Origin of the sequence: Streptomyces morookaense, assembly GCF_013030945.1 — a bacterium.
In the GTDB taxonomy this organism is placed as follows: Bacteria; Actinomycetota; Actinomycetes; order Streptomycetales; family Streptomycetaceae; genus Streptomyces; species Streptomyces morookaensis.
In genome coordinates this window covers 41,721-67,897 of the sequence record NZ_JABBXF010000071.1, presented here as the reverse complement: position 1 = coordinate 67,897, position 26,177 = coordinate 41,721, and the positions used below count along the sequence as shown (strand labels likewise).

Genomic DNA, 26,177 nt, shown 5'->3' with positions numbered 1-26,177 from the left:
GGCCGCGAGCGGCGCACCGCCGCGCGTGCGGCGACGGCTCCGCGGCGTACGGGTGCGCTCGGCAGGGCGCTCCTCCGCCCGGCGCGGGCCCCGGTCACGGTCCCGGTCCCGGCCGCGCCCGCGGCCCCCGGTCTCGCCGAGGTCCTCGAGCACCTCCGCGTCGAGCCCGGCGCGGGTGCGCTCCGAGCGCGGCAGGGTGCCCTTGGTGCCGGCGGGGATGTTCAGCTGCTCGTACAGGTGCGCGGAGGAGGAGTACGTCTCCTCCGGCTCGTCGAACGGCAGCTCCAGCGCCTTGTTGATCAGCTTCCAGCGCGGGATGTCGTCCCAGTCGACGAGCGTGATCGCCGTACCCGCCTTGCCCGCGCGGCCGGTGCGGCCGACGCGGTGCAGGTAGGTCTTCTCGTCCTCGGGGGACTGGTAGTTGATGACGTGCGTGACGTTGTCGACGTCGATGCCGCGCGCGGCGACGTCGGTGCAGACGAGCACGTCGACCTTGCCGTTGCGGAAGGCGCGCAGCGCCTGCTCGCGGGCGCCCTGGCCGAGGTCGCCGTGGACGGCGCCCGCGGCGAAACCGCGGCGGGTGAGCTGCTCGGCGATGTCCGCCGCCGTCCGCTTGGTGCGGCAGAAGATCATCGCGAGGGCGCGGCCCTCCGCCTGCAGGATGCGGGCGACCATCTCCGGCTTGTCCATGGAGTGGGCGCGGTAGACGTGCTGCGAGATGTGGGCGTGCGTCTGGCCCTGGTCGTCGGGCTCGGTGGCGCGGATGTGCGTCGGCTGCGACATGTAGCGGCGCGCGAGCGAGATGACGGCGCCCGGCATGGTCGCCGAGAAGAGCATGGTCTGGCGCTTCGCCGGGAGCATCGTGATGATGCGCTCGACGTCGGGCAGGAAGCCCAGGTCGAGCATCTCGTCGGCCTCGTCGAGGACGAGCGCCTTGACGTGCGCCAGGCTGAGCTTCTTCTGTCCGGCGAGGTCGAGCAGCCGGCCGGGCGTGCCGACGATCACGTCGACGCCCTTCTTGAGCGCCTCGACCTGCGGCTCGTAGGCCCGGCCGCCGTAGATCGCCTGGACCCGGACGTTGCGGACCTTGCCCGCGGTGAGCAGGTCGTTGGTGACCTGCTGGCACAGCTCACGGGTGGGGACGACGATCAGCGCCTGCGGCGCGTCGGAGAGCTGCTCGGGCGTGGCCCGGCCCGCCTCGACGTCGGCCGGGACGACGACGCGCTCCAGCAGGGGCAGGCCGAAGCCCAGCGTCTTGCCGGTGCCGGTCTTGGCCTGGCCGATGACGTCGGAGCCGGCGAGGGCTACGGGGAGCGTCATCTCCTGGATGGGGAACGGATGGACGATGCCGACGGCTTCCAGGGCCTCGGCGGTCTCGGGCAGAATCCCGAGGTCTCGGAAAGTGGGCTGAGAATTCAGCGGTTCGCCTCTTCTGTGAGACGCGGCGCGGGGCGGCGAAGGGGGTCGTACGTGGGGTCGTACGTACCGCGCCGGGGTACCGATCCCGGCCGGGGGCCGGGTGGCGCGGGACCACTGCCTTCGCTCGTGCACACGTGCCGCGAGCGGATCCCTCCAGGTGTGCGCACGTCTCGTGCGTACCGCGGGGAGGGCGGTCGGTTTTGTGGAAGCCGATCGGGCCACCGACCGGGCATCCGCTGGAGCTCAGGGGACCTGTTCCCGAGAGACACAGCTTGGGTGCGGCCGGCCGAAGAGTCGGCTGGCCTCCTAGCACTGTACCCCGGAAAGCCGCATGTGTGTCCGGACAATCCTCGGGACGGTTCCGGACGAACCTTCTGACCAGGGCCTTCCTCCCGGTCCGGGGCGGGCTATCGTTCCGTCCATGGAGACGCACGGGACGCCCGAGAACGCCGCAGAGCACACCGGAATCGCCGCCCAGGACTGGGCCACGGCCTCCGCCGACCCGCAGTACCGGGCCGCGGTCGTGGACCTGCTCGGCGCGCTCGCCTACGGCGAGCTGGCCGCCTTCGAGCGGCTGGCCGAGGACGCCAAGCTGGCGCCCTCGCTGGACGACAAGGCCGAGCTGGCCAAGATGGCCTCCGCGGAGTTCCAGCACTTCCAGCGGCTGCGCGACCGCCTGACGGCGATCGAGGCGGACCCCACCCCCGCCATGGAGCCCTTCGCCGCGGCGCTGGACGAGTTCCACCGCCAGACCGCGCCCTCGGACTGGCTGGAGGGCCTGGTCAAGGCGTATGTGGGCGATTCGATCGCGAGCGACTTCTACCGCGAGGTCGCGGTGCGGCTGGACTCGGACACCCGGGCGCTGGTGCTCGCGGTGCTCGACGACACCGGCCACGCCACCTTCGCGGTCGAGAAGGTCCGCGCCGCGATCGAGGCCGAGCCCCGGGTCGGCGGGCGGCTCGCGCTGTGGGCGCGCCGGCTGATGGGCGAGGCGCTCTCGCAGGCGCAGCGGGTGGTCGCCGACCGTGACGCCCTCTCCACCATGCTGGTGGGCGGGGTGGCCGACGGCTTCGACCTCGCGGAGGTCGGCAAGATGTTCTCCCGGATCACCGAGGCGCACACCAAGCGGATGGCCGCGCTGGGTCTGGCGGCATAGCCGCCCGGCTGAGCGGAACACCCTGCACGCCCCCGATTCCGGCGGAGCCGGCTCAGACAGTGGCCGACCGGCGGGGGCGGGGTGACGGCCGGAGCAGCAGGGACACCAGCGCGACGGCCACGCCCAGCGACACCCCCAGGGTGGCGAGCACATGCCCGGGGCCGAGGACCGAGTGGGCCAGCAGGGCGCCGAACAGTGCGGCGCCCGGCCCCGTGGCCAGCGCCAGGGGGCGCGACCCGAAGCGGCCGAACCGCTCGGGCAGCCAGCGCAGGGCTCCGTAGGAGACGGCGAGGCCGATGAGGACCGAGCCGAGCGCTTCCCAGAGGAGCATGTGGACACCCTCCCGTGCGATGACCGAGGAGCGGGGTGCAAATCGGTCGTAGCGGTGTTACCCCGGGACCGTGGCGGGCAACCCTCGCTCCGGAGCCACGTCACCCGTGCCGCTCCTGTCCGTACAGACAAGGCGAAGGCCCCGGTGCATTCCGCACCGGGGCCTTCGCCGTTCGCGCTCGGGTGTCACATCGCGCCGAAGCCGACCTTGCGCACGGTGGGCTCGCCGATCTCCACGTACGCCAGGCGGTCGGCGGGGACCAGGACCTTGCGTCCGCGGTCGTCCGCCAGCGACAGCAGCTGCGCCTTGCCGGCGAGCGCCTCGGTGACCTGGCGCTCGACTTCCTCGGCACTCTGCCCGCTCTCCAGCACGATCTCGCGGGGCGAGTGCTGCACGCCGATCTTGACCTCCACGGCCTGTCCCTCCGAAGGTGTGCGGTCCCCCTGGCCAGGCCCGGGGGAGAGGTGCGCGGCCAGCCGCGCCGGTACGTTCCACACATTAGCCCGGTACGGGGGCGGGCCGGGCCGGTCCCCGCACGCTCGCAGCGAACACGCGCCGGTGCCGTGGCCTCAGTGGTTGTCGGACGCGGCCTTCTCGGAACCGACCTTGGGGAAGCCCGCGATGCCGCGCCAGGCCAGCGAGGTCAGCAGCTGGACGGCCGTCTCGCGCGGGACCGTGCTCTCGCTGGAGAGCCAGTAGCGGGCGACCACCTGGGAGACGCCGCCCAGGCCGACGGCCAGCAGCATGGCCTCGTCCCGCGAGAGGCCGGTGTCCTCGGCGACGACCTCGCTGATCGCCTCCGCGCACTCCAGCGACACCCGCTCGACGCGCTCGCGCACGGCGGGCTCGTTGGTCAGGTCGGACTCGAAGACGAGCCGGAAGGCGCCGCCCTCGTCCTCGACGTAGGCGAAGTAGGCGTCCATGGTGGCCGCCACGCGGAGCTTGTTCTCCGAGGTGGAGGCCAGGGCCGTGCGGACCGCCTGCAGCAGGTTCTCGCAGTGCTGGTCCAGCAGGGCCAGGTAGAGGTCGAGCTTGCCCGGGAAGTGCTGGTAGAGCACCGGCTTGCTGACCCCGGCCCGCTCGGCGATGTCGTCCATGGCCGCCGCGTGGTAGCCCTGGGCCACGAAGACCTCCTGGGCCGCGCCCAGGAGCTGATTGCGTCGGGCTCGGCGCGGCAGGCGCGTGCCTCGCGGGCGCGCCTCGGTCTGCTCGATGGCTGTCACGCCGCCTCCCATGATTGTTCTGTGCACGGCCCACGCCGCGCCCGCCATCGTACTTTTGGGTAACCGGGCCGTGCGTGGTCGGAGCGGAGAATTTCGCCTCCCGGACGCTGTGGGAAGCCAACAAATTCCCGACAAATCACCTTCCGCGGTACCTGTGGCGGCCACGGGTCAGCGGTAGTCGTCCTCGTCGAGTTCCACCACCCGGGCCTGCTCGGCGCGGTCCGCCTCGTTCGCCGCGCCCGGATCGATGTGCTCCAGCGGTTCGTCCCGGTGGGGGGCGAGGTCCGCGTGCTGTTCGGCGGCGTCCGCCTCGGGGGCCTCCACGTCGAACTCCCCGGCGTCGTCGGTCTCGTCCTCGAAGGTGTCGGGGTCCCTCGGGTCCACGGGCATGCGGAACCTCTTTCCGGCATCCAGGATGTGCGCCCTCGTACTCCTTGGTACGAGCCTAGGAGACCCGGCCCCGTACCGCCAGGCGATCTGTGACCCCCGCCACAAGGGCCCCGGCGTGATCGTCTCGTAACATTGCCCGCATGTCATCGACCGAGTCGCCGCATCTCCGCGCCGTCCCCGTGGTGCCGCCGTCGCGGCCGTCGCGGGTCGCCGACGGCGAGCAGCTGCGCACGGTGACCCTGCCGGGTGTCGAGCTGACCGTGCGCTCCCGGCCGCCCGCGCGGACGGGGCTGCCGCCCGCCCTCTATGTGCACGGGCTCGGCGGATCCTCGCAGAACTGGTCCGCGCTCATGGAGGCGCTCGCCGGCACGGTCGACGGCGAGGCGCTCGATCTGCCGGGCTTCGGCGACACACCGCCGCCGCAGGACGACGACTACTCCATCACCGGGTACGCGCGCGTGGTCATCCGCCACCTCGACGCCTCGGGCCGCGGGCCCGTGCACCTGGTCGGCAACTCCATGGGCGGCGCCATCGCCACGCGCGTGGCGGCCGTCCGGCCGGACCTCGTCCGCACGCTCACCCTGGTCTCGCCCGCCCTGCCGGAACTGCGCCCGCAGCGCACCGCTCTGCCCACCGGGCTGCTCGCCGTGCCGGGCATCGTCTCCTGGTTCGCCAAGGCCACCCGGGACTGGAGCCCGGAGCGGCGCACCCGCGAACTGCTCGCGCTCACCTACGGAGACCCCGCACGGGTGACACCGGAGGCGTTCGCACTGGCGGTCGAGGAGTACGAGCGGAGGCTGGAACTCCCCTATTTCTGGGACGTGATGGCGCGTTCGGCGCGCGGCATCGTGGACGCGTACACCTTGGGCGGGCAGCATTCGCTGTGGCGTCAGGCGGAGCGGGTCCTAGCCCCTACTCTGCTCGTGTACGGGATGCGCGACCAGCTCGTCTCGTACCGTATGGCCCGGCGGGCGAGCGCGGCTTTCCGCGACTCGCGCCTGCTGACACTGCTGGAGTCGGGACATATCGCCATGATGGAGGACCCCGGCGCGGTGGCCCGCGCCTTCCGCGAGCTCCTCGCGGACACCGCCACGACGACTGGACGGAGCGCCCCGCCCCGTGGGTAGACACAGCGCACGAGCGGACCGGCCCGCCGACGGGCCGGCTGCCGCCGCCTCCGGCACGGGCCGCCGCCGCGCCCAGGCCGGCCACGGCACCGACCCCCTGCCCGGTCCGGGCATGCCCGTCGGCGGGCCCCCGGGGGCTTCGCGCGACCCCGTCCTGGGCTGGGGCGTCATCGGGGCGCAGCGCGCGCAGGGCACCGGCGGATACGGCGGCGCCGGCCGCGGACCGACCGGATACGTCAAGGGCGAGGCCTCCTTCACTCCCGGTGCCACCCCCGCCGGGGCCGGACGGACAAAGCTGCCCGAGCCGCGCCGCGAGGCCGGCGGGACGTCGGGCGGTTCCCACCGGGCCGGCAGCAGCGGCGTGGTGCGGACCGTGACCGGGGTGGCCGCCGCCGTGGTGACCGCCGTGCTGGCCGTCGCCGTCGCCGGGCAGGTCGAGGACGGCCAGGAGAGCAGGGCCCAGGCGCGGGCCGCGGACACCGACGGCCGGCAGGGCGCCGGCGCGGCCTCGCGCTCCGACAGCCGGCCGACCCCCAACGGCGGCGCCGAGCTCCCGGCCACGTACGACCAGCAGATGGCCCGCAAGTACCCGCTGGACCCGGCCGCCAAGGGGACGGGCGACTTCGCCACCATGGGCGGCCATGACAGCGCCCCCGGCAAGGGTGAAGTCCTGCGTTACCGCGTTGACGTGGAGAGGGGGCTGCCGCTCGACGGCACGCTCTTCGCCACGGCCGTGCACCGCACCCTCAACGACGGCCGCAGCTGGGGGCACGGCGGTACCCGCACCTTCGAGCGCATCTCGTCCGGCACGCCCGACTTCGTCATCACCCTGGCCAGCCCGCGGACGACGGCGGCCTGGTGTGCGAAGTCCGGCCTGGACACCACCGAGGACAACGTCTCCTGCGACTCCGCCGCGACCGACCGTGTCATGATCAACGCCTATCGCTGGGCGCAGGGTTCGCAGACCTACGGCGACCAGATGCACGCCTACCGGCAGATGCTGATCAACCACGAGGTGGGGCACCGGCTGGGGCACGACCACGAGACGTGCGAGAAGCAGGGCGGGCTGGCGCCCGTGATGATGCAGCAGACGAAGTTCCTGACGACGGACGGGCGCACGTGCCGGGCCAATCCTTGGCCGTACCCGGCCAGTTAGGCGTTTGCCCGCACCTGCGGGCCGTCTTCGGCTGGTCGCCCAGTTCCTCCCCCAGCTACCGCTGGGAGGTGCCCCCAGCGCCCCTGGCGGGGCGCGAACCGGTGACCGCAAAATGAGACGCATCGTCTCTCTCCCTGAGACGCCTTTGCAGGTTGGCCGGATTTCAACCAGTCTTCTCCCCATGCCGCACCACCACGCCTCCGAGGACGCCAGCTACGAGCTGGCGCTCATCGGCGTGGCCGCGCACGCAGTCGCCGACATTCTCTGTCGCTGAGACCGCCTTCCCCCGCACCGCGGGGCGGTCCTGCGTGCCCTCCGTGCGCTTTCTCTCCTTTCCGGCCGCTTCCGCGCCCTCCCTGTCATCCCGCGAAAGCGTGAAAGGCTTCTCCCGTCATGCCTCACATATCCGTCATATCCCGCCGCGTGGCCGCGGCCGCCGTCAGCGTGGTCCTGGTCGGAGGCGCGGCGGCCTGCGGCCCGAAGGGCGGCGGCGCTGCGCAGAACGGTGCCGACGGCGCACCGAAGAAGGGCGGCACGCTCACCGTCCTCAACAGACAGCCGCAGAACAAGTTCGACCCCGCCCGCCTCTACACCTCCGGCGGCGGCAACATCCCCTCCCTCGTCTTCCGCACCCTCACCACCCGTCACCGCGCCGACGGCACCGAGGGCACCAAGGTCGTCCCCGACCTCGCCACCGGCACCGGTACGCCGAGCGACGACGCCAAGGTCTGGACGTACAAGCTCAAGGACGGGCTCACGTACGAGGACGGCACCCCGATCACCAGCGCCGACATCAAGTACGGCGTCGAGCGCTCCTTCGCCCCCGAACTCTCCGGCGGCGCCCCCTACTTGCGCGACTGGCTGATCGGCGGCGAGGACTACCAGGGCCCGTACAAGGAGAAGAAGGGCCTGGACTCCATCGAGACGCCGGACGCGAAGACCATCGTCTTCCATCTGCGCAAGTCCGAGGGCGACTTCCCCTACTTCGCCACCTCCACCCAGTTCGCGCCCGTCCCCAAGGACAAGGACACCGGCGCCAAGTACGCCGAACACCCCGTCTCCTCGGGCCCGTACAAGGTCGTCAGGAACACCAACGACGGCGAACAGCTGGAGCTGGAGCGCAACCCCCACTGGTCGGAGGACACCGACAAGGAGCGGCACGCCTACCCCGACCGGATCGAGGTGAAGTCCGGCCTCTCCTCCGCCGTCATCAACCAGCGGCTGTCCACCGGCGCGGGCCCCGACGCCGCCGCCGTGACCACCGACACCAACCTCGGCCCCGCCGAACTCGCCCAGGTCGGCAACGACAAGAGCCTCGCCGCCCGGGTCGGCACCGGCCACTTCGGCTACACGAACTACCTCGCCTTCAACCCGGAAGTGAAGCCCTTCGACAACCCGAAGGTGCGCCAGGCCATCGCCTACGCCGTCAACCGCACCAGCGTCGTCAACGCCGCCGGCGGCTCCGCGCTCGCCGAGCCCGCGACCACCTTCCTGCCCGACCGGAAGACCTTCGGCTACACGCCCTACGACCACTTCCCGGCGGGCGACAAGGGCAACGCGGCCAAGGCCAAGGAGCTGCTGAAGGAGGCCGGTTACGACAACGGCCTGGAGATCACGCTCACCCACAGCACCGCCCAGGACTTCGAGACCAGCCCCGAGATCGCCACGGCCCTGCAGGCCGCGCTCAAGGAGGCGGGCATCACCGTCAAGCTGGAGGGCCTGGAGTCCAACGACTACGACGAGAAGGTCCACAGCTTCAAGGACCAGCCCGGCCTGTTCCTCGCCCACTGGGGCGCCGACTGGCCGTCCGGCGGACCGTTCCTCGCGCCCATCTTCGACGGGCGGCAGATCGTGAAGGACGGCGCCAACTTCAACACCGCGCGCCTGGACGACCCCAAGGTCAACGACGAGATCGACGCGATCAACAAGATCACCGACCATGACGCCGCCGCACAGCGCTGGGGCGCCCTCGACCGCACCATCGGCGAACAGGCCCTGACCGTCCCGCTGTTCCACCCCGTCTACAAGCGGCTGGTCGGCAAGGACGTCAAGAACGTCGTCATCAGCGACTGGACCGGTGTCCTCGACGTCTCGCAGGTCGCGGTCAAGTGACGGACACCCTCGCCACCCCGCAGCCGGAGGCGGCCGCCCCCGCCTCCGGCGCCCGGCAGGTGTGGCGGCGGCTGCGCACGCGCAGGAGCGCGCTCGCGGCCGCCGCCGTGCTGGGCCTGCTCGTCCTCCTCGCCCTCGGTGCGCCCCTGCTGGCCGCACTGGAGGGCCAGGACCCCGTCACCTACCACGACACCCTCGTCGACTCCGCCCGCGGCGGCGTGCCGCTCGGCTCCTTCGGCGGCGCCGGTGCCGAGCACTGGCTGGGCGTCGAACCGGGCACCGGACGCGACCTGTTCGCCCGGCTCCTGTACGGCGCCCGCATCTCGCTGTTCGTCGCCCTGGGCGCCACGGTCGTCCAGGTGCTGATCGGCGTCGCCGTCGGCCTGGCCGCAGCCCTCGGCAACCGGCTGCTCGACAGCGTGCTCAGCCACCTCACCGACGTGATGGTCGCCATGCCCTCACTGGTGTTCACCATCGCCCTGTTCGCCGTCGTCCCGTCGGACTTCCCGCGCCCGGTCCTGCTGATCGTCGTCATCGGACTGCTCAACTGGGGTTCCACCGCACGGCTGGTGCGCGCCCAGACGCTCGGACTGAAAAAACTCGACTACGTCACCGCGGCGCGGCTGACCGGCGGTTCGCCCTGGCGCGTCGCCCGCCGCGAACTGCTGCCCGCCCTCGCCGCGCCCGTCATCACCTACGCGGCCATCCTGTTGCCGTCCAACGTCGTCATCGAAGCGGGCCTGTCCTTCCTGGGCGTCGGCATCAAGCCGCCCACGCCCTCCTGGGGACAGATGCTGTCGAGCGCCACCACGTGGTTCCGCGCCGACCCGATGTACGTCCTGATGCCCTCGCTGCTGCTGTTCGTCACCGTGCTCGCCTTCACCGTCCTCGGCGACGGCGTACGGGCCGCACTGGACCCCCGCGAGGCCTCGCGGCTGCGCGTCGGACGTGCCGGCCGCCGGAAGTCCGCGGCCACGTCCCCCGAAGGAGGCGCCGCGTGAACGGCCTCGCCGGCTACTTCCTGCGCCGCGCGCTCGGCGCACTCGCCGTCGTCCTCGTGCTCTCGCTCGTCGTCTACGCGACGTTCTACATCGCGCCCGGCGACCCCGCCCGCCTGGCCTGCGGCCCCCGCTGCAACCCCGAGCAACTCCGCCAGGTCCGCGAGCAGCTGAGCCTCGGCGACCCCTTCTACCTCCAGTACTGGCACTTCCTGCAGGGACTCGTCGCCGGGCACGACTACTCCACCGGCACCGGCGTGCTGCACTGCACCGCGCCCTGCTTCGGGCAGTCGTACCAGAGCAACCAGCTGGTGACCGACCTGCTCGCCGAACGGCTGCCCGTCACCGCCTCCCTCGCCCTCGGCGCGATGGTGCTGTGGCTGCTGCTCGGCATCGGCACCGGCCTGCTGTCCGCGCTGCGCCGCGGCGGCGCGACCGAACGCGTGCTGACCTGGCTGACGCTCGCCGGCACGGCAACACCCGTGTTCATCACGGGACTCGGGCTGCTGATGCTCTTCTGCGTCTACCTCGAGTGGCTGCCGTTCCCCACCTACGTCCCGCTCGCCGACGACCCGGAACAGTGGGCCTGGAACCTGGCCCTGCCCTGGGCCGCGCTCGCCCTGCTGGAATCCGCCAAGTACGCCCGGCTCACCCGCAGTTCCATGCTGGAGACCCTCGCCGAGGACCACATCCGCACCTTCCGCGCGTACGGTCTGACCGAGCGGGCGGTCGTCGGACGGCACGCCCTGCGCGGCGCCCTGCCGCCCGTGATCGCGCTGACCGCCGTCGACCTCGGCTCGATGTTCGGCAACGCGGTGCTCACGGAGACGCTCTTCGGCCTCCCCGGGCTCGGACAGCTCCTCGTCCATGCCACGCAGACCATCGACATCCCCGTCGTCGTCGCCGTGGTGATGGTCACCGGCACCGCCGTGGTGCTCGCCAACATCGTGGCCGACGTGCTCTACGCCGTCGCCGACCGAAGGGTGGCCCTGCGATGACGCCACTGGTCTCCGTGACGGACCTCTCCGTCGCCTTCCCCACCGGGGACAGGACCGTCCGCGCCGTGGACGGGCTCTCCTTCGCGCTCGCACCCGGCGGCGCCCTCGGCATCGTCGGCGAGTCCGGCTCCGGCAAGAGCACCGCCGCCTACGCCCTGCTGGGTCTGCACCGCGGCACCGGAGCACAGGTCGGCGGCTCCGTACAGGTCGCCGGCCACGACGTGCAGGCCGCCGACGAGGCCGCGCTGCGCCGCATCCGCGGCGGCGTCGCGGCCATGGTCTTCCAGGACCCGCTGTCCTCGCTCGACCCCTACCAGGCCGTCGGCGACCAGATCGCCGAGGTGTACCGGGTCCACCGGCCCGGCGTCTCCCGGCGCGCCGCCCGCGAGCGCGCCGCCGAGGTGCTCGACCGGGTCGGCATCCCGGACGCGGCCCGCCGCGCCCGCTCCCGCCCGCACGAGTTCAGCGGCGGCATGCGGCAGCGCGCCCTCATCGCCATGGCCCTCGCCTGCGAGCCCCGGCTGCTCGTCGCCGACGAGCCCACCACCGCCCTGGACGTCACCGTCCAGGCCCAGATCCTGGGCCTGCTGGGCGAGTTGCGGGCCGAGACCGGCATGGGCCTGATCCTGGTCACCCACGACCTGGGCGTGGCCGCCGGCAGCGTCGACGACCTGCTCGTGATGAAGGACGGGCGGGCCGTCGAGCACGGGCCGGTGCGCGACGTGCTGGAGACACCGCGCGAGCCTTATACGCGCGCCCTGTTGGCGGCCGTCCCGCGCGTAAACGTCCGCCGATCGGTGGAACCGGTTCCGGCCACCGACGACTCCGTCCTCCTCGAAGCCACCGGACTGCGCCGCGAGTTCGGGCGCGGCCGGCACACGGTGACCGCCGTCGACGACGTCACACTGACCGTGCGGGCCGGCGAGACGGTCGGCGTGGTCGGCGAGTCCGGCAGCGGCAAGACCACGCTCGGGCGGATGCTGGTGCGCCTGCTGGAACCCACCGGAGGCGAACTGCGCTACCGCGGCCGCGACATCCGCGGCCTGAAGGAGCGCGAATTGCGCCCCTTCCGCAGCGAACTGCAGATGGTCTTCCAGGACCCGGTCTCCTCGCTCAACCCCCGCCGCAGCATCGGCGAATCCATCGCCGACCCGCTGCGCGCCGCAGGCACGCTGGACGACGCGGCGATCGTGGCACGCGTCCGCGAACTCCTGGAGCGCGTCGGACTCGACCCGGACGCCTACCACCGCTACCCGCACGAGTTCAGCGGCGGACAGCGGCAGCGCGTGGGCATCGCCCGGGCCCTGGCCCCCGAGCCGAAGCTGATCGTCTGCGACGAGCCCGTCTCCGCGCTCGACGTCACGACACAGGCTCAGGTCGTGCGCCTGCTGGGCGAGTTGCAGCGCGACCTCGGGCTGGCGCTGGTCTTCATTGCGCACGACCTCGCCGTCGTCCGTCAGGTGAGCGACCGGCTGGTCGTGATGCAGGGCGGCCGGATCGTCGAGCAGGGCCCGGCCGACGCCGTCTACGAGCGGCCGGAGCACGCCTACACACGGGGCCTGCTGGCCGCCGTGCCCCGGCTCGGAACCGAGGAGGGCACCGAGGACGGCACCGCGCTGCAGGGCGCCTCCGCATAGCGCGCGGCAACGTCCCGCCTGCCCGAAAGTCACTTCTGTTCACCCCTTCCGGTGGCGCGACGGACAACCGTCCATCGCGCCACCGTGCAGCCCGCATAGCGTGCTCCCGCTGCCGTTCGGCGGTGGCTTCCGACAGGGCCACGAAGGAGAGGCGGGGGTACGCACGTGCGTGTGGGACTGCTTTCCGAGGGCGGGTATCCGTATGCCGCGGGCGACGGCGGGGAGTGGTGCGACCGGCTGGTCCGGGGGCTCGGCCAGCACGACTTCGAGCTCTACGCACTGAGCCGCAGCGCCCGTCAGGAGGACAGCGGTTGGCACGCGCTGCCGGGCAACGTCCGGCGGGTCAGAGCGGCACCCCTCTGGGGCGGCCCCGCGCCGGGGTGCGCCGGGCGCGCCCACGGGGCGTACGGCCGCGAACAGCGCCGGCGCTTCGGCGCCCACTTCGGCGACCTGGCGGCGGCGATCACCCTGCCGGGCGACCAGGCGTACCGTTTCGCCGACGCGCTGGACGGCCTCGCCGACCTCGCCCGCGACGAGGGCGGGCTCGCCGCCGCCCTCCGCTCCGAACAAGCCCTGCGGGCCCTGGAGAACGCCTGCCGCGCGCCCGGCGCACAACCCGCCGCCTACGGGGCCCGCGTCACCGACCTGCTCGTCGTCTCCGGTCTCCTGGAGCGCGCCCTCAGACCGCTCTCGCTCGACTGGTACGGCACCGCCGACGGCGACCGCGGCCTCTCCGGCGTCGACCTCTGCCACGCCACCTCCGCCGGTCCCGCCGCCCTCCCGGGCCTGCTGGCCAAACGCTTCTTCGGTACCCCCCTGCTCGTCACCGAGTACGAGGTCGGCCTGCGCGAGTACTACCTCGACGGCCCCGCCGGTCCCTCCCCGGCCGTCCGCACCCTGCTCGCCTCCTTCCACCGGCTGCTCGCCGCCCACGTCTACGGCCGGGCCGCAGTCGTCACCTCCGGCGACGGACAGGCCCGCCGCTGGCAGGAGCGCTGCGGCGCCGACCGGGCCCGGCTGCGCACCGTCCACCCCGGCATGGACGCGAGCCTCTACGAGGAGGTCGGCGAGGGCGCCCCCGGCGGTGACGGGCGCACGCTGGTCTGGGTCGGAGGCCCGCCCGAACCCCCTCTGTGGGAGGCCTTCGCCGCCCTGCGCGAGGCCGAACCGGGCGTCCGGCTGCACATCGTCGGAGACCCGGCGGAGGACGCACCGGCCGCCGACGGGGTCACCCACGGCAGGAACGGCGGACCCGACGTCTTCGCCACGGCCGCCGTGGTCCTGTTCGCCGGCACGGCCGACGGTTTCCCCACGGCCCTCGTCGAGGCCATGTTCTGCGGCCGCGCCACCGTCTCCCCGGACACCGGCGCCGTCCGCGAAGTCATCGGCGGCACCGGCCTGGTCGTCCCCCCGCGCGACCCCGGCGCCCTCGCCGAGGCCTGCCTCGCCCTGCTGCACGACCCCGCCCGCCGGGCCCGGCTGGGCGCCGCCGCCCGCGCCCGGGCCCTGGAACTCTTCACCGACGAACAGAACGTCGCCGCCTTCGGCGCCCTCTACCTCGAAGTCCTCTCCCGCGCCCCCGTCCAGCACCCCGCCCCCGATCCTTCCGTGCCCTTCGCCCACGCCGTCGGCGACCGGCCGCCGCTCACCCGCTCCCCCCGCTCCGCCTCGCCCACCTGGGCGGGCCGCCCATGACCACATCCCTCCGCGACGGGAGCGCTCCCGCCCCCGTCGGCATAGCCGACGCACCGGCCGACCCGGTGAAGACGCTCCTCCAGCAGCACCACGCCCTGTGCGCCGGTGCCGTCGACCCCTGGGAGATCGCAGCGGGTCTGGAGGTGCGCGGCATCGGCGACCGCGAAGCCGCCGAGTACCGGCACCGCGACGTGTTCTCCCTGGCCGAGGAGCTCCACGCGCGCGTGGAGCACGGCCAACAGCCGGGCACGGGCGCCCCGGACGCCGAATCCCCGGCCGCACCCGGGCACCCGCGCGGCCGGTGCGCGGCCCTGCGCTGCGGCTGGGGCGCCGGCGGCACCCTGGCCTGGCTGTGGCTGCTCGCCTCCGGGCTCACCGGGGACCGCACGCTCACCGTGCTGCTGCACGGCGCCCGCGGCACCGGCGTGCACGCCCTGCTGGCCGCCGCCGCACCCGCCGGGCTCGCCCTCGCGTGCGCCGTCGTGCCCGCGGCCTGCTGCGCCCACTGGTTCGCGGGCCGCGCCCGCCGGGCCCTGCGGACCAGCCGCGGCCTGAAGGAATTCGGTGCCCGCGTACGGCCCGCACTGCTGACGGCCGTCGTGCTGTACCTCGGCGCGCTGCTGCTCTTCCTGTGGTCCGCCCGCTCGGCCCTGCCCGCCGACGGGACCGCGGCGCCGGCCGGCACCGCACCCGTCCCCGCCTACGTTCTCGTCGCCGCCCTCGGCGGACTGCTCTTCCTCGCCCGGCTGCTCGCCTCGTACGGGCGGACCCGGGCGGCCGTCCACGCCACCCTCGCAGCCGGTGCGGCCCAGGCCGTCCCGCTGTGCGCACTCCTCGCCGCGCGCCTGCCGGGCTGTGACGCCCTCGGATGGCCGGTGCGCTGGGCGGCCGGCGCCTGCACGCCCGCCGCCATACCGCTCGCCGCGTGCGTCCTGCCGGCCCTCGCCCTGCTGGTCCACGCCGTCCCCGCCCTGTCCCGGGCCTCCGTCCACTCAGAGGAGCAAGGAACATGACCGTCCACCCCCACCGCAGCGCGCGAGAGCGAGGGCAACACCGATGAGGGTCCTGTTGCTCGGTGCCAACGGCTACCTCGGCCGCTTCGTGGCCGACCGCCTGCTCGCCGACCCCGCCGTCCAGCTCACCGCGCTCGGCCGCGGCGACGACGCGGACGTCCGCTTCGACCTGGCCACCGGCAGCCCCGGAGCGCTCACCCGCTTCCTCAACGCCGTCCATCCCGGCGTCGTCATCAACTGCGCGGGCGCCACCCGCGGCGGCGCCCGCGAACTGGCCCGCCACAACACCGTCGCCGTCGCCACCGTCTGCGAGTCGCTGCGCCGCAGCGGCTGCGGCGCCCGTCTGGTCCAACTGGGCTGCTCCTCCGAATACGGGCCCTCCCAGTCCGGTTCGTCCACCGCGGAGGACGCGGTGCCGCGCCCGGGCGGCCCGTACGGCGTCAGCAAGCTCGCCGCCACCGAACTCGTGCTGGGCTCCGGCCTGGACGCCATCGTGCTGCGGGTCTTCTCGCCCGTCGGCCCCGGCACCCCGGCCGGCTCCCCGCTGGGCCGGCTCGCCGAGGCCATGCGGCGCGCCATGCAGAACGGGGACAACGAGCTCAAGCTCACCGGCCTCGGTGTGCAGCGGGACTTCGTCGACGTGCGCGACGTCGCCCGCGCCGTGCACGCCGCGTCCCTCTCCGCGGCCCAGGGCGCCGTCAACATCGGTACCGGGCGCGCGGTGCGGCTGCGGGACGCGGCCACCCTGCTGGCCCGGGTGGCCGGCTTCGGCGGCGCCCTGCACGAACTGGACGACCCGCACCTGGGCACCCCGCCCGCCTACCCCTACCCGGACGGCTGCGGCGCCTGGCAGCAGGCCGACGTGCGCACCGCCCGCGACCGGCTGGGCTGGCGCCCCCGGATCGGCCTGGAGGAGTCGCTGGCCGACATCTGGATGGAGGCCGCGTGTCGCATCTGACCTCCGGGCACCGCCGTTTCCTGGCCACCGGCAAGGCCCCGCTGCGGCTGGGCGTCCCCGGCTTCGCGCACCCGCTGGTCGCGCCCGCCGAGTGGGGCCGCCTGCAGCGTGCCGGCCTGCCGCTGGACTGGGTGGTGCTCGGTGGCGCGGGCGGCGGCCCCGGCAGCCGCCCGGACCCGTACTGGCGCGCGGCCGCCGCCCCGCTGCGGGAGGCGGGCGTGCGGCTCCTCGGCCACCTGGACCTGGCCGCCGGCACGCGCCCGCTCGGTGAACTCCTCTCGGACGCCCAGCGCTTCCTCAACTGGTACAAGGTCGACGGATTCGCGCTGGGCCGCTGCCCGGCCGACGCGGCGGGCCTGAGGGAGACCCGCCGCGCCGCCGGCGCCCTGCGCACCTTGCGCGACGGCACCCACCTCGTGCTGCTCCACGGCACCCACCCCTGCCCCGGATACGCCTCCCTCGCCGACCAGTTGGTGACCTTCGCGGGCCCCTGGTCCGCCTACCGCTGGTCACAGGTCGCCGAGTGGACCGCCGACCATCCGCCCGAGCGCTTCTGCCACCTCGTGTACGCGGTGCCCCGGCCGCACCTGGACGAGGCGATGCGGATAGCCCGCTGGCAGGGCGCGGGCACGGTCTTCTTCACCGACCGCACCAACCACGCGAGCCGGACCGGCCGGGCCCGCCGGGTGAGCCGCACGGGCCGGGCGGCCCCGCTGACCTTCGTGCGCGTGGACCCTTGGGAGTCCCTGCCCGGCTACTGGGACGATTTCGTCTCGCGCATCGGACCTGGTGTCTCGGAATGAGACCGGCCGTGGCAGTGTTACGGGAACGTACGCCCCGCAGCCGCGGGGACGTCGCCGCATGTCCGACCGACCTACGGAGTTCCCGTGTCGCTGCCACCTTTGGTTGAGCCGGCTGCCGAGCTCAGCGTTGACGAGGTTCGCAGGTATTCGCGTCACCTGATCATCCCGGATGTGGGGATGGCGGGGCAGAAGCGGTTGAAGAATGCCAAGGTGCTGTGCGTGGGGGCGGGCGGCCTCGGCTCGCCCGCGCTGATGTACCTGGCGGCGGCGGGCGTGGGCACGCTGGGCATCGTGGAGTTCGACGAGGTCGACGAGTCGAACCTGCAGCGCCAGATCATCCACTCCCAGTCCGACATCGGCCGCCCCAAGGCCGTCTCCGCGCGCGAGAGCGTGCTGGGCATCAACCCGTATGTGAACGTGGTGCTCCATGAGGGCCGCCTGGAGGCGGACAACGTCATGGACATCTTCTCCCAGTACGACCTGATCGTGGACGGGACGGACAACTTCGCCACCCGCTACCTGGTCAACGACGCGTGCGTGCTGCTCGGCAAGCCGTACGTGTGGGGCTCGATCTACCGCTTCGACGGCCAGGCCTCGGTGTTCTGGTCCGAGCACGGCCCCTGCTACCGCTGCCTCTACCCCGAGCCCCCGCCGCCCGGCATGGTGCCCTCCTGCGCCGAGGGCGGCGTGCTCGGCGTGCTGTGCGCCTCGATCGGCTCGATCCAGGTCAACGAGGCCATCAAGCTGCTCGCCGGGATCGGGGAGCCGCTGGTCGGCCGACTGATGATCTATGACGCACTGGAGATGACCTACCGGCAGGTCAAGGTCCGCAAGGACCCCGACTGTGCGGTCTGCGGCCCCAATGCGACGGTCACCGAACTGATCGACTACGAGGCCTTCTGCGGCGTCGTCTCCGAGGAGGCCCAGGAGGCCGCGGCGGGTTCGACGATCACGCCGAAGCAGCTCAAGGAGTGGATCGACGACGGCGAGGACATCGACATCATCGACGTCCGCGAGCCGAACGAGTACGAGATCGTCTCCATCCCCGGCGCACGGCTGATCCCGAAGAACGAGTTCCTCATGGGCAACGCCCTCCAGGACCTGCCGCAGAACAAGCGGATCGTCCTGCACTGCAAGACGGGTGTCCGCTCCGCGGAAGTCCTGGCGGTCCTGAAGTCCGCCGGGTTCGCCGACGCGGTCCACGTGGGCGGCGGCGTCATCGGCTGGGTCAACCAGATCGAACCGGAGAAGCCGGTGTATTAGGCGATTTCCCGCGCCCCGCAAGGGGCGCGGGGAACTTCGCGACAAGCCACCGACTACCCGCACGTCACCCCGGCCTTCGGCACCGTCCCCTCCAGCAGATACGCGTCAACCACCCGCGTCATGCACGGGTTCCCCGTGTTGTACGCGCCGTGACCCTCGCCCCGGTACGTCACCTCGACGCCCACCCCGGAGCCGAGCGCCGACGCCATCCGCCCCGCACCGGCGTACGGCGTCGCCGGATCCCCGGTGTTGCCGATCACCACGATCGGCGCCGCACCCTTCGCGCCGACCTCCGGCGTCTTCGTCTTCCCCTTCACCGGCCAGCCGGTGCACGAGATCAGCGACCATGCCGCGGACTCCCCGAACACCGGTGAGGCGGACCGGAATTCGGCCAGGTGCGCCTTCACGTCGTCGACCGTGTAGCGCTGTTCCTCGTCCACGCAGGAGATGGCCCGGTTGGCCGGCTGCAGGTTGGAGTAGTGGCCGTCGGGCGAGCGGCCGCTGATCGAGTCGAAGAGCAGCAGCAGCTTGGTGCCGGTGCCCTTCTGCAGGGCCTCGTCCAGGCCGTCCGTGAGGAACTTCCAGGTGTCCTTGGTGTAGAGCGCGGCGGCGATGCCGTTGACCGCCTCGTCCTGCGTGAGCCTGCGCCCCTGCGCCGTCGGCAGCGGCTGCGCGCGGAGCCGCTTGAGCAGTGCGGTGATGTCGTCCGTGCCGGGACAGGACGACGACCGGGAGGAACAGTCCTTCTCGTAGTCGTCCAGGGCGAGTTGGAACCCCTTGGACTGCGCCAGATTGCCCTGCAGGGGGTCCTGTGTGGGGTCGACGACCGCGTCCAGCACGGCGCGGCCCACGTTCTGCGGGTACAAGTGGGCGTAGACGCCGCCCAGTTCGGTGCCGTAGGAGATGCCGAAATAGTGCAGCTTCGCGTCGCCCACGGCGGCCCGGATCCGGTCCATGTCGCGGGCGGCGCTGACGGTGTCCACGTACGGCAGGACCTTGGCCGAGTTCTTGGCGCACGCGTCGATGTAGGCCTTGTTCGCCGCCAGATACGTGCGGACCGCGGCGTCGTCCTCCGGCGTCGCGTCGACCTCGTTGGCCGCGTCCGTCTCCTTGTCGCTCTGGCACCGCACGCCCGCGCTCTCGCCGACCCCGCGCGGGTCGAAGCTCACCAGGTCGTAGCGCTGCCGGAGTCGTGCGTAGCTGTCGGCGAGACCCGGCAGCGTCGCGACCCCCGAGCCGCCCGGCCCGCCGAAGTTGAACACCAGCGACCCGATACGGTGCCCGGCGTCCAGTGCCCTGGCCCGGATCAGGGCGAGCTCGATCCGCTCCCCGTCCGGTTTCCCGTAGTCCAGCGGTACGGGCAGCTTTGCGCACTCCCAGCCCCTGCCGGGCGCCTTGCCGCCGCCCTGGGCGGCCGTGGGGGCGTCGCAGGCCGTCCAGTGCAGCGCGGCGCCGCCCGCGGACGGCTGTTTGGCGTCGGCGCCGGATCCCGTACCGCCGCTGCTCCCGCCGCACGCGGTGGCGGTGGCGGTCAGGGCGAGCGCGAGGGCGGCGGAGGCGAGGGCGGTGGCCCGGGGCCGTACGGTACTCATTTCACCGACTCTACGGAGGAAACGCCCGCACCGGACTCGGGGTACAGGCGCGCACGGGGGAGCGCGGCGGGGCGCGGTCCGCTCCAGCCGTCACTCCGCAGGGTCGTTGCGGCTCGGATGCAGCGGCGCGCACCCGATGCGCCGGCCCACCGCGTCGACGAAGTCCGGGAACACCGTGCGCGCGTCGTCGAGCCGGGTGCGCGAACGGCCGGGGCCGGTGCGCATGGTGAAGACCGTCGGACGGCCCGCGCAGTCCGCCTGTATCAGGGCGCCGGACGCGTCGATGCGGCCGTGCGCCCGCCACCCCGGCGCCGGTGCGTCGTCCCCCGCGGCGCCGTCGAAGAGGGCGACGACCCGCGGCCGGGCGATCATCGCGAACCGCGCCGCCCACCGCCCGTCGGCGGCGACCGCACACGTCTGGAAATCGTCCCCGACGCTGCCCACCGTGTCCGTCAGCCGGACCGAATCCGCGGCCGCCACCGTCAGCCCCGGTATCGCGCACTGCTCCGCCGGGCCGCCGGCCGACACCCGCACCCAGCTGGGCGGCGCGTGCTGCGGCTGCACGACCGGCGACGGGGCGCAACGCGACGCCCGCACCGCCCTGTTGGCCGCGTCCACCAGGAGGCGGCCCGTGCGGGCGGGGGAGGAGTCGTCCGGGAAGCCGGGGCGCTCGCCGCCGGGCTTCGCCAGGTCCGTTCCGTCCGCCGCGCTTGTTTTGTCCGCGTCGCGGAACGAGCTCGTCACCGTCACGACCGACGGGCGGCCGTCCACGTCGCACGACGGGGGCAGCACCAGTGTGCCGGAACCGGCGGCCACGAAGCCGGGCAGGCCGTCCGGGAGCGCACTGTCACCGCCCACCAGCAGCCCCGAGAGCCAGGCGCGGCGGGCCTCCGCCTCCCGCGGGCCCGTCCCGTACCGCACGTCGAGCCGCTGCCGGTACGCCCCGGCGCCCCGCCCGCCGCGCCAGCTCAACGTGCACGCCCCGTACGGGCGCCCGGGCGCGGGGGCGGTCTCCTGTGCCGAGCGGTGGTGGTCGCCACTGCGGAACGGGCCTCCGTCCTCCGGCCAGGCGCCCCAGCAGTACGAGGGCTTCGCCAGCGGCCCGAACTCCGCCTGGCAGAAGGCCGCCAGGGCGGCGAGCAGCGCCGCGATGGCCAGGGCTCCGGTGAGCACCCGGGCCCTGTGGCCGGGATCGCCTGGCCGCCCGGCGCCGGTCCGTAACGTGCTGCTGCTGTTCGACACTTCGATCCCCCCGCCCCGTTGCCCGGTCCGCAACGCGCCGTCCACGTGCGGAACTTGTGTGCGTGCGATCGTAGTGCGGGCCACTGACATTCGAGCCGGTGCAGTTCGTATTACCGGTGTGATCTGCTATGGGTGCTATGAACACACCTTGTTGGGCTCCGGGACCTTACCGTCCAGGAGATACGCGTCTGCCGCACCTTTGACGCAGGGGTTGCCGCTGTCGTATGCGCCGTGGCCCTGGCCCCGGTACGTCATCTCGATTCCGACGCCCTCGCCCAGCTCCCGCGCCATCGTGCGCGCTCCCTCATAAGGGGTCGCCGGGTCACCGGTGTTGCCGACCACGAGCATGGGTGCGGCACCCTTCGCGCTCACGTCGGGCGTCTGCCACTCGCCCTTGACGGGCCAGCCGGTGCACTGCAGGAGGCTCCACGCCATGAAGTCCCCGAAGACCGGCGACGCCTTGCGGAAATCCGCCACCTTCGGCTCGATGTCCTCCGCCGTGTAGCGCTGGGCGAAGTCCGCGCAGGTGACCGCGTTGAGGGAGGCCTGGAGCGAGCTGTAATGCCCGTCCTGGTTACGGCCGTTCATGGCATCCGCGAGGGACAGCAGGATCCTTCCGTCACCGTTCTCGGCGTCCTCGACGCCCTCGGTGAGGTAGTCCCAGAAGTCCTTGGAGTACAGGGCCTGGGCGATGCCGCTCGTCGCCAGCGACCGCGTCAGCTCGCGGCCGCCGCCTGTTCCCCCGGATCCGCCGGTTCCGCCGGTTCCGGGGGTGGGGGAGCCGGTGCCGCCGCCCGTTGCCGGGATCGGCTGCTTGCCGAGGCGGTCGAGGAGGTCGGTGATCGAGCGCTCCGTCGGGCAGTTGTCGGACGTCTGCGTGCACGCCGACATGTAGTTGCCGAGGGCCAGCTGGAAGCCGCGGGCCTGGGCGAGGGCGCTCTGCACCGGGTCGCTCGACGGGTCGACCACGGCGTCGAGCAGCGCCCGCCCGACGTTCTTCGGGTACAAGTGCGCGTAGACGCCGCCCAGTTCGGTGCCGTAGGACACGCCGAAATAGTGCAGTTTGCCGTCGCCGAGCGCCTGCCGCATCAGGTCCATGTCGCGCGCGGCGTTCGTCGTCCCGACGTACGGGAGGACCTTTCCCGAGTGCTGGCGGCAGGCGGCCGCGTATGCCTCCACGCGGCCGACGAGGGCCGTCTGTTCGGGCTTGGTCGCCGGTGTGGAGTCCGCCGCGTAGTACGCGTCCAGCTCCTTGTCGTCCAGGCAGCGGACGCCGCTGCTGCGGCCCACCCCACGCGGGTCGAAGCTGACCAGGTCGTAACGGGTGCGCAGATTCCGGTAGTCCTCGGCGAACGCCGGCAGGGTGGTGACGCCCGAGCCGCCCGGGCCGCCGAAGTTGAAGACCAGCGAACCGATGCGGTGCGCGGGATCGGTGGCCTTCGCCCGGATCATGGCGATGCCGATCTTCTCGCCGTCGGGGTGCGCGTAGTCCAGGGGCGCGTGCAGGGTCGCGCACTCCCAGTCGCGGCCCGGGGCCTTGGCGGCCCCGCCGTTGTCCTCGCCGGCGCTCGGGGGCGGGCACGACTTCCAGTCCAGTTTGGGGTCCGGGGCGCCGGGGCCCCTGCCGGGGGCTGTGGCGGCGGTGCCGGCTGCCTGGGGGCGGCCTGCGGCACCGCCGTTCGAGCAGCCTGTTGCGGCTGCTGCCGTGAGCGTCAGCAGGACGGCCGAGAGCAGGCTGCCGGTTCGTATGGATCGTGTGGATCTCGTTGCTCGCGCGGCTCTCGTTGCTCTCGGCACGGCGGTGCCTCCCGGGGCTGACGTTGGCTGACTGCCATCGTCCGTGGGGTGCCGCCGGGGCGCGCGTGGTGCGGGGCGTACGGGTTACAGGGGGATGAACGCCGCTTCCGTGGCCTTGATGCTCGCCCAGACCGGGGTGCCCTCGGCCAGGGCGAGGTCCGCCGCGGCCGACGGGGTGATCTCGGCGACGGTCTCCGGGGCTCCGTCCGTGCCCTCGACCAGGACGCGGAGACGGCCGCCCTGGGCGGTGATCTCGCGGACCTTGCCCTGCCAGATGTTGCGGGGGCTGCCGGTGGGGCGGGTGGTGTGCAGGGACACCGCTTCGGGCGGTACGACCGCGAGGCCCGTCGTTGCGGCGGGGGGCGGCTCCGCCGTGGTGAGGCGGGCGCCGTCGTCGAGGAGCACGGTGCCGTCGCCGTCGGCGGTGGTCCGGCCGGGCCAGGCGTTGCGGCCCAGCATGCGGGCCACCCAGGGGGAGCGGGGGCGGCGGGTGAGGTCGGTGGGGGTGGCGTACTGGACGGTGCGGCCGTTCTCCAGGACGAGGACGTGGCTCGCGAGCGACACGGCTTCCACCGGGTCGTGGGTGACGAGGAGGCACACGCCCGGGAAGTCTGCGAGGTGGGTGCGCAGGGTGTGGCGCACGTGAGTGCGGGTCGACTGGTCGAGGGCGGCGAGGGGTTCGTCCAGGAGGAGCAGGCGGGGGCGTGCGGCCAGGGCGCGGGCCAGGGCCACCCGCTGGGCCTGGCCGCCGCTGAGCCTGCCGGGGCGGTGGTGGGCCAGGGCGCCGACGCCGAGGCGGTCCAGCCACTGCCGGGCCTCGCGGTGGGCCTCGGCGCGGGGGGTGCCCTGAGCGCGGAGGCCGTATGCCGTGTTGGCGAGGGCGGTCAGGTGGGGGAAGAGGGCGCCGTCCTGGGGGACCCAGGCGATGCGGCGGTGGTGTGGGGGTGCGTGGGATGCGTCTTCGGTACCGAGGGTGAGGGTGGTGGCCGTTGCGCGGGTGGTCAGGCCCAGGAGGGTGCGGAGGAGTGTTGTTTTACCGGCGCCGTTGGGACCTACTACCGCGATCGTTGTGCCCGCGGGGGCGTTGAGCGTTGCTTCTACCGCGCCGGTCACCGTGGTGCGCAGCGGGTGCGGGGTGGGGGCGGGGCCGGGGGGCCGGGGAGGGCCCTCCGGGGCTGCTGTATGTGCGGCCGTTGCCGGTCCGCGTGTTGTGTGCCCCGCACTTGGCCGCACATACGGCTTTACGCCCCTTGCCGGGCCCTCCCCGGCCCCCCGGCCCCGCCCGGTCTTCGTCGGCGTCTGCGGGTTCAGCCAGCTGCCGCGGAGGCTGATGAGGATTGCCGTTGCTATCGCAAGGAGGAGGAGGGATACGGCTGTTGCGCCCTCCGGGTCGTCCTGGAGGAGCAGGTAGACCTGGAGGGGCAGGGTTTGCGTGGTTCCCGGGAGGTTGCCCGCGAAGGTGATCGTGGCGCCGAACTCGCCCAGGGCGCGGGCCCAGGAGAGGGCCGCTCCTGCGATCAGGCCCGGGAGGACCATGGGGAGCGTGATCGTGCGGAAGACGCGAAGCGGCGCCGCTCCCAGGGACGTTGCCGTCTCCTCGTAGCGGGGGTGCAGGCCGGCGAGGGAACCTTCGAGGCTGATGACGAGGAAGGGCATGGCCACGAATGCCGAGGCCATGACCGCGCCTGCGGTGGAGAAGGGGAGGGTGATGTCGTAACTCGCCAGTGCCGGGCCCAGGATGCCGTGGCGGCCGTATGCCTGGAGCAGGGCCACCCCGGCGACGGTTGGTGGCAGCACCATCGGGAGCATGACCAGGCAGCGCACCAGTGACTTGCCCGGGAACTCCGTGCGGGCCAGCAGCCAGGCCAGCGGGACGCCCAGGAGCAGGGCGATCAGCAGGGCCCAGCCCGAGACGAGAAGGGAGAGGGTGAGGGCCTGGGTCACTTCGTGAGAGGCGAGACGGGAGGGGAGCGAGCTCCAGGGGGCGTGGGCGAGGACGCCCGCCAGGGGGAGGAGGAGAAACGTCACCGCGAGTGCGGCCGGTATGCCGAGAGGGAGGGGGATTCTTTTCTTCACGGCTTCTGGAAGCCCGCGGATGCGAGCAGTTTCCGGGCCTCGGCGGAGCTCAGCCACTTCACGAAGTCTTCTGCCGCTTTGGTGTTCTTGGAGTTCTTGAGCGTTGCCGCCGGGTAACTGGCCACCGCATTCTGGGCGTCGGGGATCGTGACGGTGTCCACCTTGCCCTTGGCCGCGGTCGCGTCGGTGACGTACACGATGCCGGCGTCCGCCTCGCCGAGGGAGACCTTGCTGAGCACGGCCCGGACGCTGGGCTCCTGGGAGACCGGCTTCACGGAGAGGTGCTGCTGGTCCAGGATCTTCTTGCTGTAGCGGCCCGCGGGGACCTCGGGTGCCGCCAGGACGACCTTGAGGCCGCTTTGCGAGAGGTCCGTGAGGCCTTGGACGTGCCGGGGGTTGTGCGGGGCCGTGGCGATGGTGAGGCGGTTCTTCGCGATGACCGCGGGGGTTCCGGTCTGCGCCTTGAGGTCGTCCATCGTCTTGGTGTCGGCGGTCACCAGCGCGTCGGCCGGTGCGCCCTGGCGGACCTGGGCCGCCAGTTCCTGGGACCCGGCGAAGGAGAACTTCACCTCGGTGCCCGGGTGCTCCTTCTCGTACGCGGCCCCTGCCTGCTTGAAGACGTCGGTGAGGGAGGCCGCTGCGAGGACGGTGATGGTGCTCGTGCTTTTGCCGCCGGTGCTGCTGCAGGCTGCCAGGGGGAGGGCGAGGGCTGCTGCGAGGGCGGTGCGGGTGAGCGTGCGGTTCATGGTGTCCCCCCGGTCAGGCGCGGTCGATGTGCACGTTGGTGGCCTTGATGCGGGCGACGGCCTCCATGCCGACGGCCAGGCCCAGTTCCTCCACGGCCTCGCGGGTGAGGAGGGAGACCAGGCGGTGCGGGCCGGCCTGGATCTCCACCTGGGCGGCGACGTCGCCGAGCTTGACGGCGGTGATGATGCCGGGGAAGGCGTTGCGCGCGGTGGTGTACGGCGCCTCGTCCTCGCCGTTCGCCTCGGCGGCGAGGGAGACGGAGAAGGCCGCCAACTGCTCGCCGTCGATGAGTCGTTTGCCGGATTCGTCGCGTTGTGTCGGTATCCGTCCGGCATCGGCCCAGCGCCGCACCGTGTCCGGGCTGACGCCGAGCAGTCGGGCCGCCTGGCCGATGGTGTACGTGCGCATGTGCGGCACGCTATGGCGATTAGGCTCGCATATGCA

Annotated in this window: 24 protein-coding genes; 13 read left to right on the top strand and 11 right to left on the bottom strand. The window is 72.9% G+C overall.

Going from position 1 to position 26,177, the window contains the following annotated elements:
• On the bottom strand, positions 1–1,320 hold a 1,320-nt coding region (locus HG542_RS26180), incomplete at its 3' end, for a DEAD/DEAH box helicase (RefSeq protein ID WP_438816705.1).
• A 520-nt stretch (positions 1,321–1,840) separates the two neighbouring features.
• On the opposite strand from HG542_RS26180, the gene HG542_RS26175 reads away from it, so the two are divergent.
• Positions 1,841–2,575: a ferritin-like fold-containing protein gene (locus tag HG542_RS26175; RefSeq protein WP_171085558.1), complete on the top strand. Its 735-nt coding sequence runs from the start codon at positions 1,841–1,843 to the stop codon at positions 2,573–2,575.
• Between the two features lie 52 nt (positions 2,576–2,627).
• Here HG542_RS26175 and HG542_RS26170 read toward each other — a convergent pair whose 3' ends face one another.
• From HG542_RS26170 to HG542_RS26155, 4 genes are all read right to left on the bottom strand, one after another.
• The gene (locus HG542_RS26170) at positions 2,628–2,906 is read right to left on the bottom strand and encodes a hypothetical protein (protein ID WP_171085556.1); all 279 of its coding nucleotides are present in this window, start codon (positions 2,904–2,906) and stop codon (positions 2,628–2,630) included.
• Positions 2,907–3,091: 185 nt separating this feature from the next.
• Positions 3,092–3,319 (bottom strand): DUF3107 domain-containing protein, encoded by a 228-nt coding sequence (locus HG542_RS26165; RefSeq protein WP_171085554.1) that lies wholly within the window; start codon positions 3,317–3,319, stop codon positions 3,092–3,094.
• Positions 3,320–3,475: 156 nt separating this feature from the next.
• A complete protein-coding gene (locus HG542_RS26160; RefSeq protein WP_171085553.1) occupies positions 3,476–4,129 on the bottom strand; it encodes a TetR/AcrR family transcriptional regulator in 654 nt (217 codons plus the stop codon).
• 168 nt (positions 4,130–4,297) lie between these two features.
• Positions 4,298–4,519, bottom strand: coding sequence for an Rv3202a family protein (locus HG542_RS26155; RefSeq protein ID WP_171085551.1), 222 nt, complete (start codon positions 4,517–4,519; stop codon positions 4,298–4,300).
• A gap of 140 nt (positions 4,520–4,659) precedes the next feature.
• Between HG542_RS26155 and HG542_RS26150 the strand changes: the two genes are divergently transcribed.
• From HG542_RS26150 to moeZ, 12 genes are all read left to right on the top strand, one after another.
• A complete protein-coding gene (locus tag HG542_RS26150; RefSeq protein ID WP_171085549.1) occupies positions 4,660–5,646 on the top strand; it encodes an alpha/beta hydrolase in 987 nt (328 codons plus the stop codon).
• Positions 5,639–6,802, top strand: a complete 1,164-nt coding sequence (locus HG542_RS26145; RefSeq protein WP_229922524.1) for a DUF3152 domain-containing protein — start codon at positions 5,639–5,641, stop codon at positions 6,800–6,802. Before HG542_RS26150 ends, HG542_RS26145 begins: the two co-directional genes overlap by 8 nt.
• A 112-nt stretch (positions 6,803–6,914) precedes the next feature.
• Entirely contained in the window at positions 6,915–7,076 is a 162-nt protein-coding gene (locus tag HG542_RS36080) for an Ms4533A family Cys-rich leader peptide (protein WP_368857188.1), read from the top strand.
• A gap of 119 nt (positions 7,077–7,195) precedes the next feature.
• A complete protein-coding gene (locus HG542_RS26140) occupies positions 7,196–8,914 on the top strand; it encodes an ABC transporter substrate-binding protein (RefSeq protein WP_171085547.1) in 1,719 nt (572 codons plus the stop codon).
• Positions 8,911–9,915, top strand: a complete 1,005-nt coding sequence (locus tag HG542_RS26135; protein ID WP_171085545.1) for an ABC transporter permease — start codon at positions 8,911–8,913, stop codon at positions 9,913–9,915. The genes HG542_RS26140 and HG542_RS26135 overlap by 4 nt, the downstream gene beginning before the upstream one ends.
• Positions 9,912–10,910: an ABC transporter permease gene (locus tag HG542_RS26130; protein ID WP_171085543.1), complete on the top strand. Its 999-nt coding sequence runs from the start codon at positions 9,912–9,914 to the stop codon at positions 10,908–10,910. Before HG542_RS26135 ends, HG542_RS26130 begins: the two co-directional genes overlap by 4 nt.
• A complete protein-coding gene (locus HG542_RS26125; RefSeq protein WP_171085541.1) occupies positions 10,907–12,547 on the top strand; it encodes an ABC transporter ATP-binding protein in 1,641 nt (546 codons plus the stop codon). Before HG542_RS26130 ends, HG542_RS26125 begins: the two co-directional genes overlap by 4 nt.
• Positions 12,548–12,712: 165 nt before the next feature.
• Positions 12,713–14,242 (top strand): DUF3492 domain-containing protein, encoded by a 1,530-nt coding sequence (locus HG542_RS26120; RefSeq protein ID WP_171085539.1) that lies wholly within the window; start codon positions 12,713–12,715, stop codon positions 14,240–14,242.
• Positions 14,239–15,255: a hypothetical protein gene (locus HG542_RS26115; protein ID WP_171085537.1), complete on the top strand. Its 1,017-nt coding sequence runs from the start codon at positions 14,239–14,241 to the stop codon at positions 15,253–15,255. Before HG542_RS26120 ends, HG542_RS26115 begins: the two co-directional genes overlap by 4 nt.
• 43 nt (positions 15,256–15,298) lie before the next feature.
• Complete coding sequence (locus HG542_RS26110) at positions 15,299–16,213, top strand: NAD-dependent epimerase/dehydratase family protein (RefSeq protein ID WP_171085535.1); 915 nt, start codon at positions 15,299–15,301, stop codon at positions 16,211–16,213.
• Positions 16,201–17,016, top strand: a complete 816-nt coding sequence (locus tag HG542_RS26105; RefSeq protein WP_171085533.1) for a spherulation-specific family 4 protein — start codon at positions 16,201–16,203, stop codon at positions 17,014–17,016. Before HG542_RS26110 ends, HG542_RS26105 begins: the two co-directional genes overlap by 13 nt.
• A gap of 84 nt (positions 17,017–17,100) precedes the next feature.
• A complete protein-coding gene (gene moeZ, locus HG542_RS26100) occupies positions 17,101–18,279 on the top strand; it encodes an adenylyltransferase/sulfurtransferase MoeZ (protein WP_171085530.1) in 1,179 nt (392 codons plus the stop codon).
• Positions 18,280–18,332: 53 nt separating this feature from the next.
• Here moeZ and HG542_RS26095 read toward each other — a convergent pair whose 3' ends face one another.
• From HG542_RS26095 to HG542_RS26070, 6 genes are all read right to left on the bottom strand, one after another.
• Positions 18,333–19,871 carry an alpha/beta hydrolase gene (locus HG542_RS26095; protein WP_171085529.1) on the bottom strand — a complete coding sequence of 513 codons (1,539 nt, stop codon included), beginning with the start codon at positions 19,869–19,871 and terminating at the stop codon, positions 18,333–18,335.
• A gap of 90 nt (positions 19,872–19,961) precedes the next feature.
• On the bottom strand, positions 19,962–21,044 hold the full coding sequence (locus HG542_RS26090) for a hypothetical protein (RefSeq protein ID WP_171085528.1): 1,083 nt from the start codon (positions 21,042–21,044) through the stop codon (positions 19,962–19,964).
• 204 nt (positions 21,045–21,248) lie between these two features.
• The gene (locus HG542_RS26085; protein WP_373313116.1) at positions 21,249–22,862 is read right to left on the bottom strand and encodes an alpha/beta hydrolase; all 1,614 of its coding nucleotides are present in this window, start codon (positions 22,860–22,862) and stop codon (positions 21,249–21,251) included.
• A 132-nt stretch (positions 22,863–22,994) separates the two neighbouring features.
• Complete coding sequence (locus HG542_RS26080; protein WP_308699111.1) at positions 22,995–24,986, bottom strand: ABC transporter permease; 1,992 nt, start codon at positions 24,984–24,986, stop codon at positions 22,995–22,997.
• A complete protein-coding gene (modA, locus tag HG542_RS26075) occupies positions 24,983–25,732 on the bottom strand; it encodes a molybdate ABC transporter substrate-binding protein (protein WP_171085527.1) in 750 nt (249 codons plus the stop codon). The genes HG542_RS26080 and modA overlap by 4 nt, the downstream gene beginning before the upstream one ends.
• Before the next feature lie 13 nt (positions 25,733–25,745).
• Positions 25,746–26,141 (bottom strand): TOBE domain-containing protein, encoded by a 396-nt coding sequence (locus HG542_RS26070; RefSeq protein WP_171085526.1) that lies wholly within the window; start codon positions 26,139–26,141, stop codon positions 25,746–25,748.
• Positions 26,142–26,177 lie beyond the last annotated feature (36 nt).

Excerpts from the sequence above, each read along its gene's own strand:
- HG542_RS26175 (WP_171085558.1), top strand. The coding sequence starts at position 1,841 with ATGGAGACGCACGGGACGCCCGAGAACGCCGCAGAGCACACCGGAATC.
- HG542_RS26170 (WP_171085556.1), bottom strand. The coding sequence starts at position 2,906 with ATGCTCCTCTGGGAAGCGCTCGGCTCGGTCCTCATCGGCCTCGCCGTC.
- HG542_RS26155 (WP_171085551.1), bottom strand. The coding sequence starts at position 4,519 with ATGCCCGTGGACCCGAGGGACCCCGACACCTTCGAGGACGAGACCGAC.
- HG542_RS26150 (WP_171085549.1), top strand. The coding sequence starts at position 4,660 with ATGTCATCGACCGAGTCGCCGCATCTCCGCGCCGTCCCCGTGGTGCCG.
- HG542_RS36080 (WP_368857188.1), top strand. The coding sequence starts at position 6,915 with ATGAGACGCATCGTCTCTCTCCCTGAGACGCCTTTGCAGGTTGGCCGG.
- HG542_RS26140 (WP_171085547.1), top strand. The coding sequence starts at position 7,196 with ATGCCTCACATATCCGTCATATCCCGCCGCGTGGCCGCGGCCGCCGTC.
- HG542_RS26125 (WP_171085541.1), top strand. The coding sequence starts at position 10,907 with ATGACGCCACTGGTCTCCGTGACGGACCTCTCCGTCGCCTTCCCCACC.
- HG542_RS26115 (WP_171085537.1), top strand. The coding sequence starts at position 14,239 with ATGACCACATCCCTCCGCGACGGGAGCGCTCCCGCCCCCGTCGGCATA.
- HG542_RS26110 (WP_171085535.1), top strand. The coding sequence starts at position 15,299 with ATGAGGGTCCTGTTGCTCGGTGCCAACGGCTACCTCGGCCGCTTCGTG.
- HG542_RS26095 (WP_171085529.1), bottom strand. The coding sequence starts at position 19,871 with ATGAGTACCGTACGGCCCCGGGCCACCGCCCTCGCCTCCGCCGCCCTC.
- modA (WP_171085527.1), bottom strand. The coding sequence starts at position 25,732 with ATGAACCGCACGCTCACCCGCACCGCCCTCGCAGCAGCCCTCGCCCTC.
- HG542_RS26070 (WP_171085526.1), bottom strand. The coding sequence starts at position 26,141 with ATGCGCACGTACACCATCGGCCAGGCGGCCCGACTGCTCGGCGTCAGC.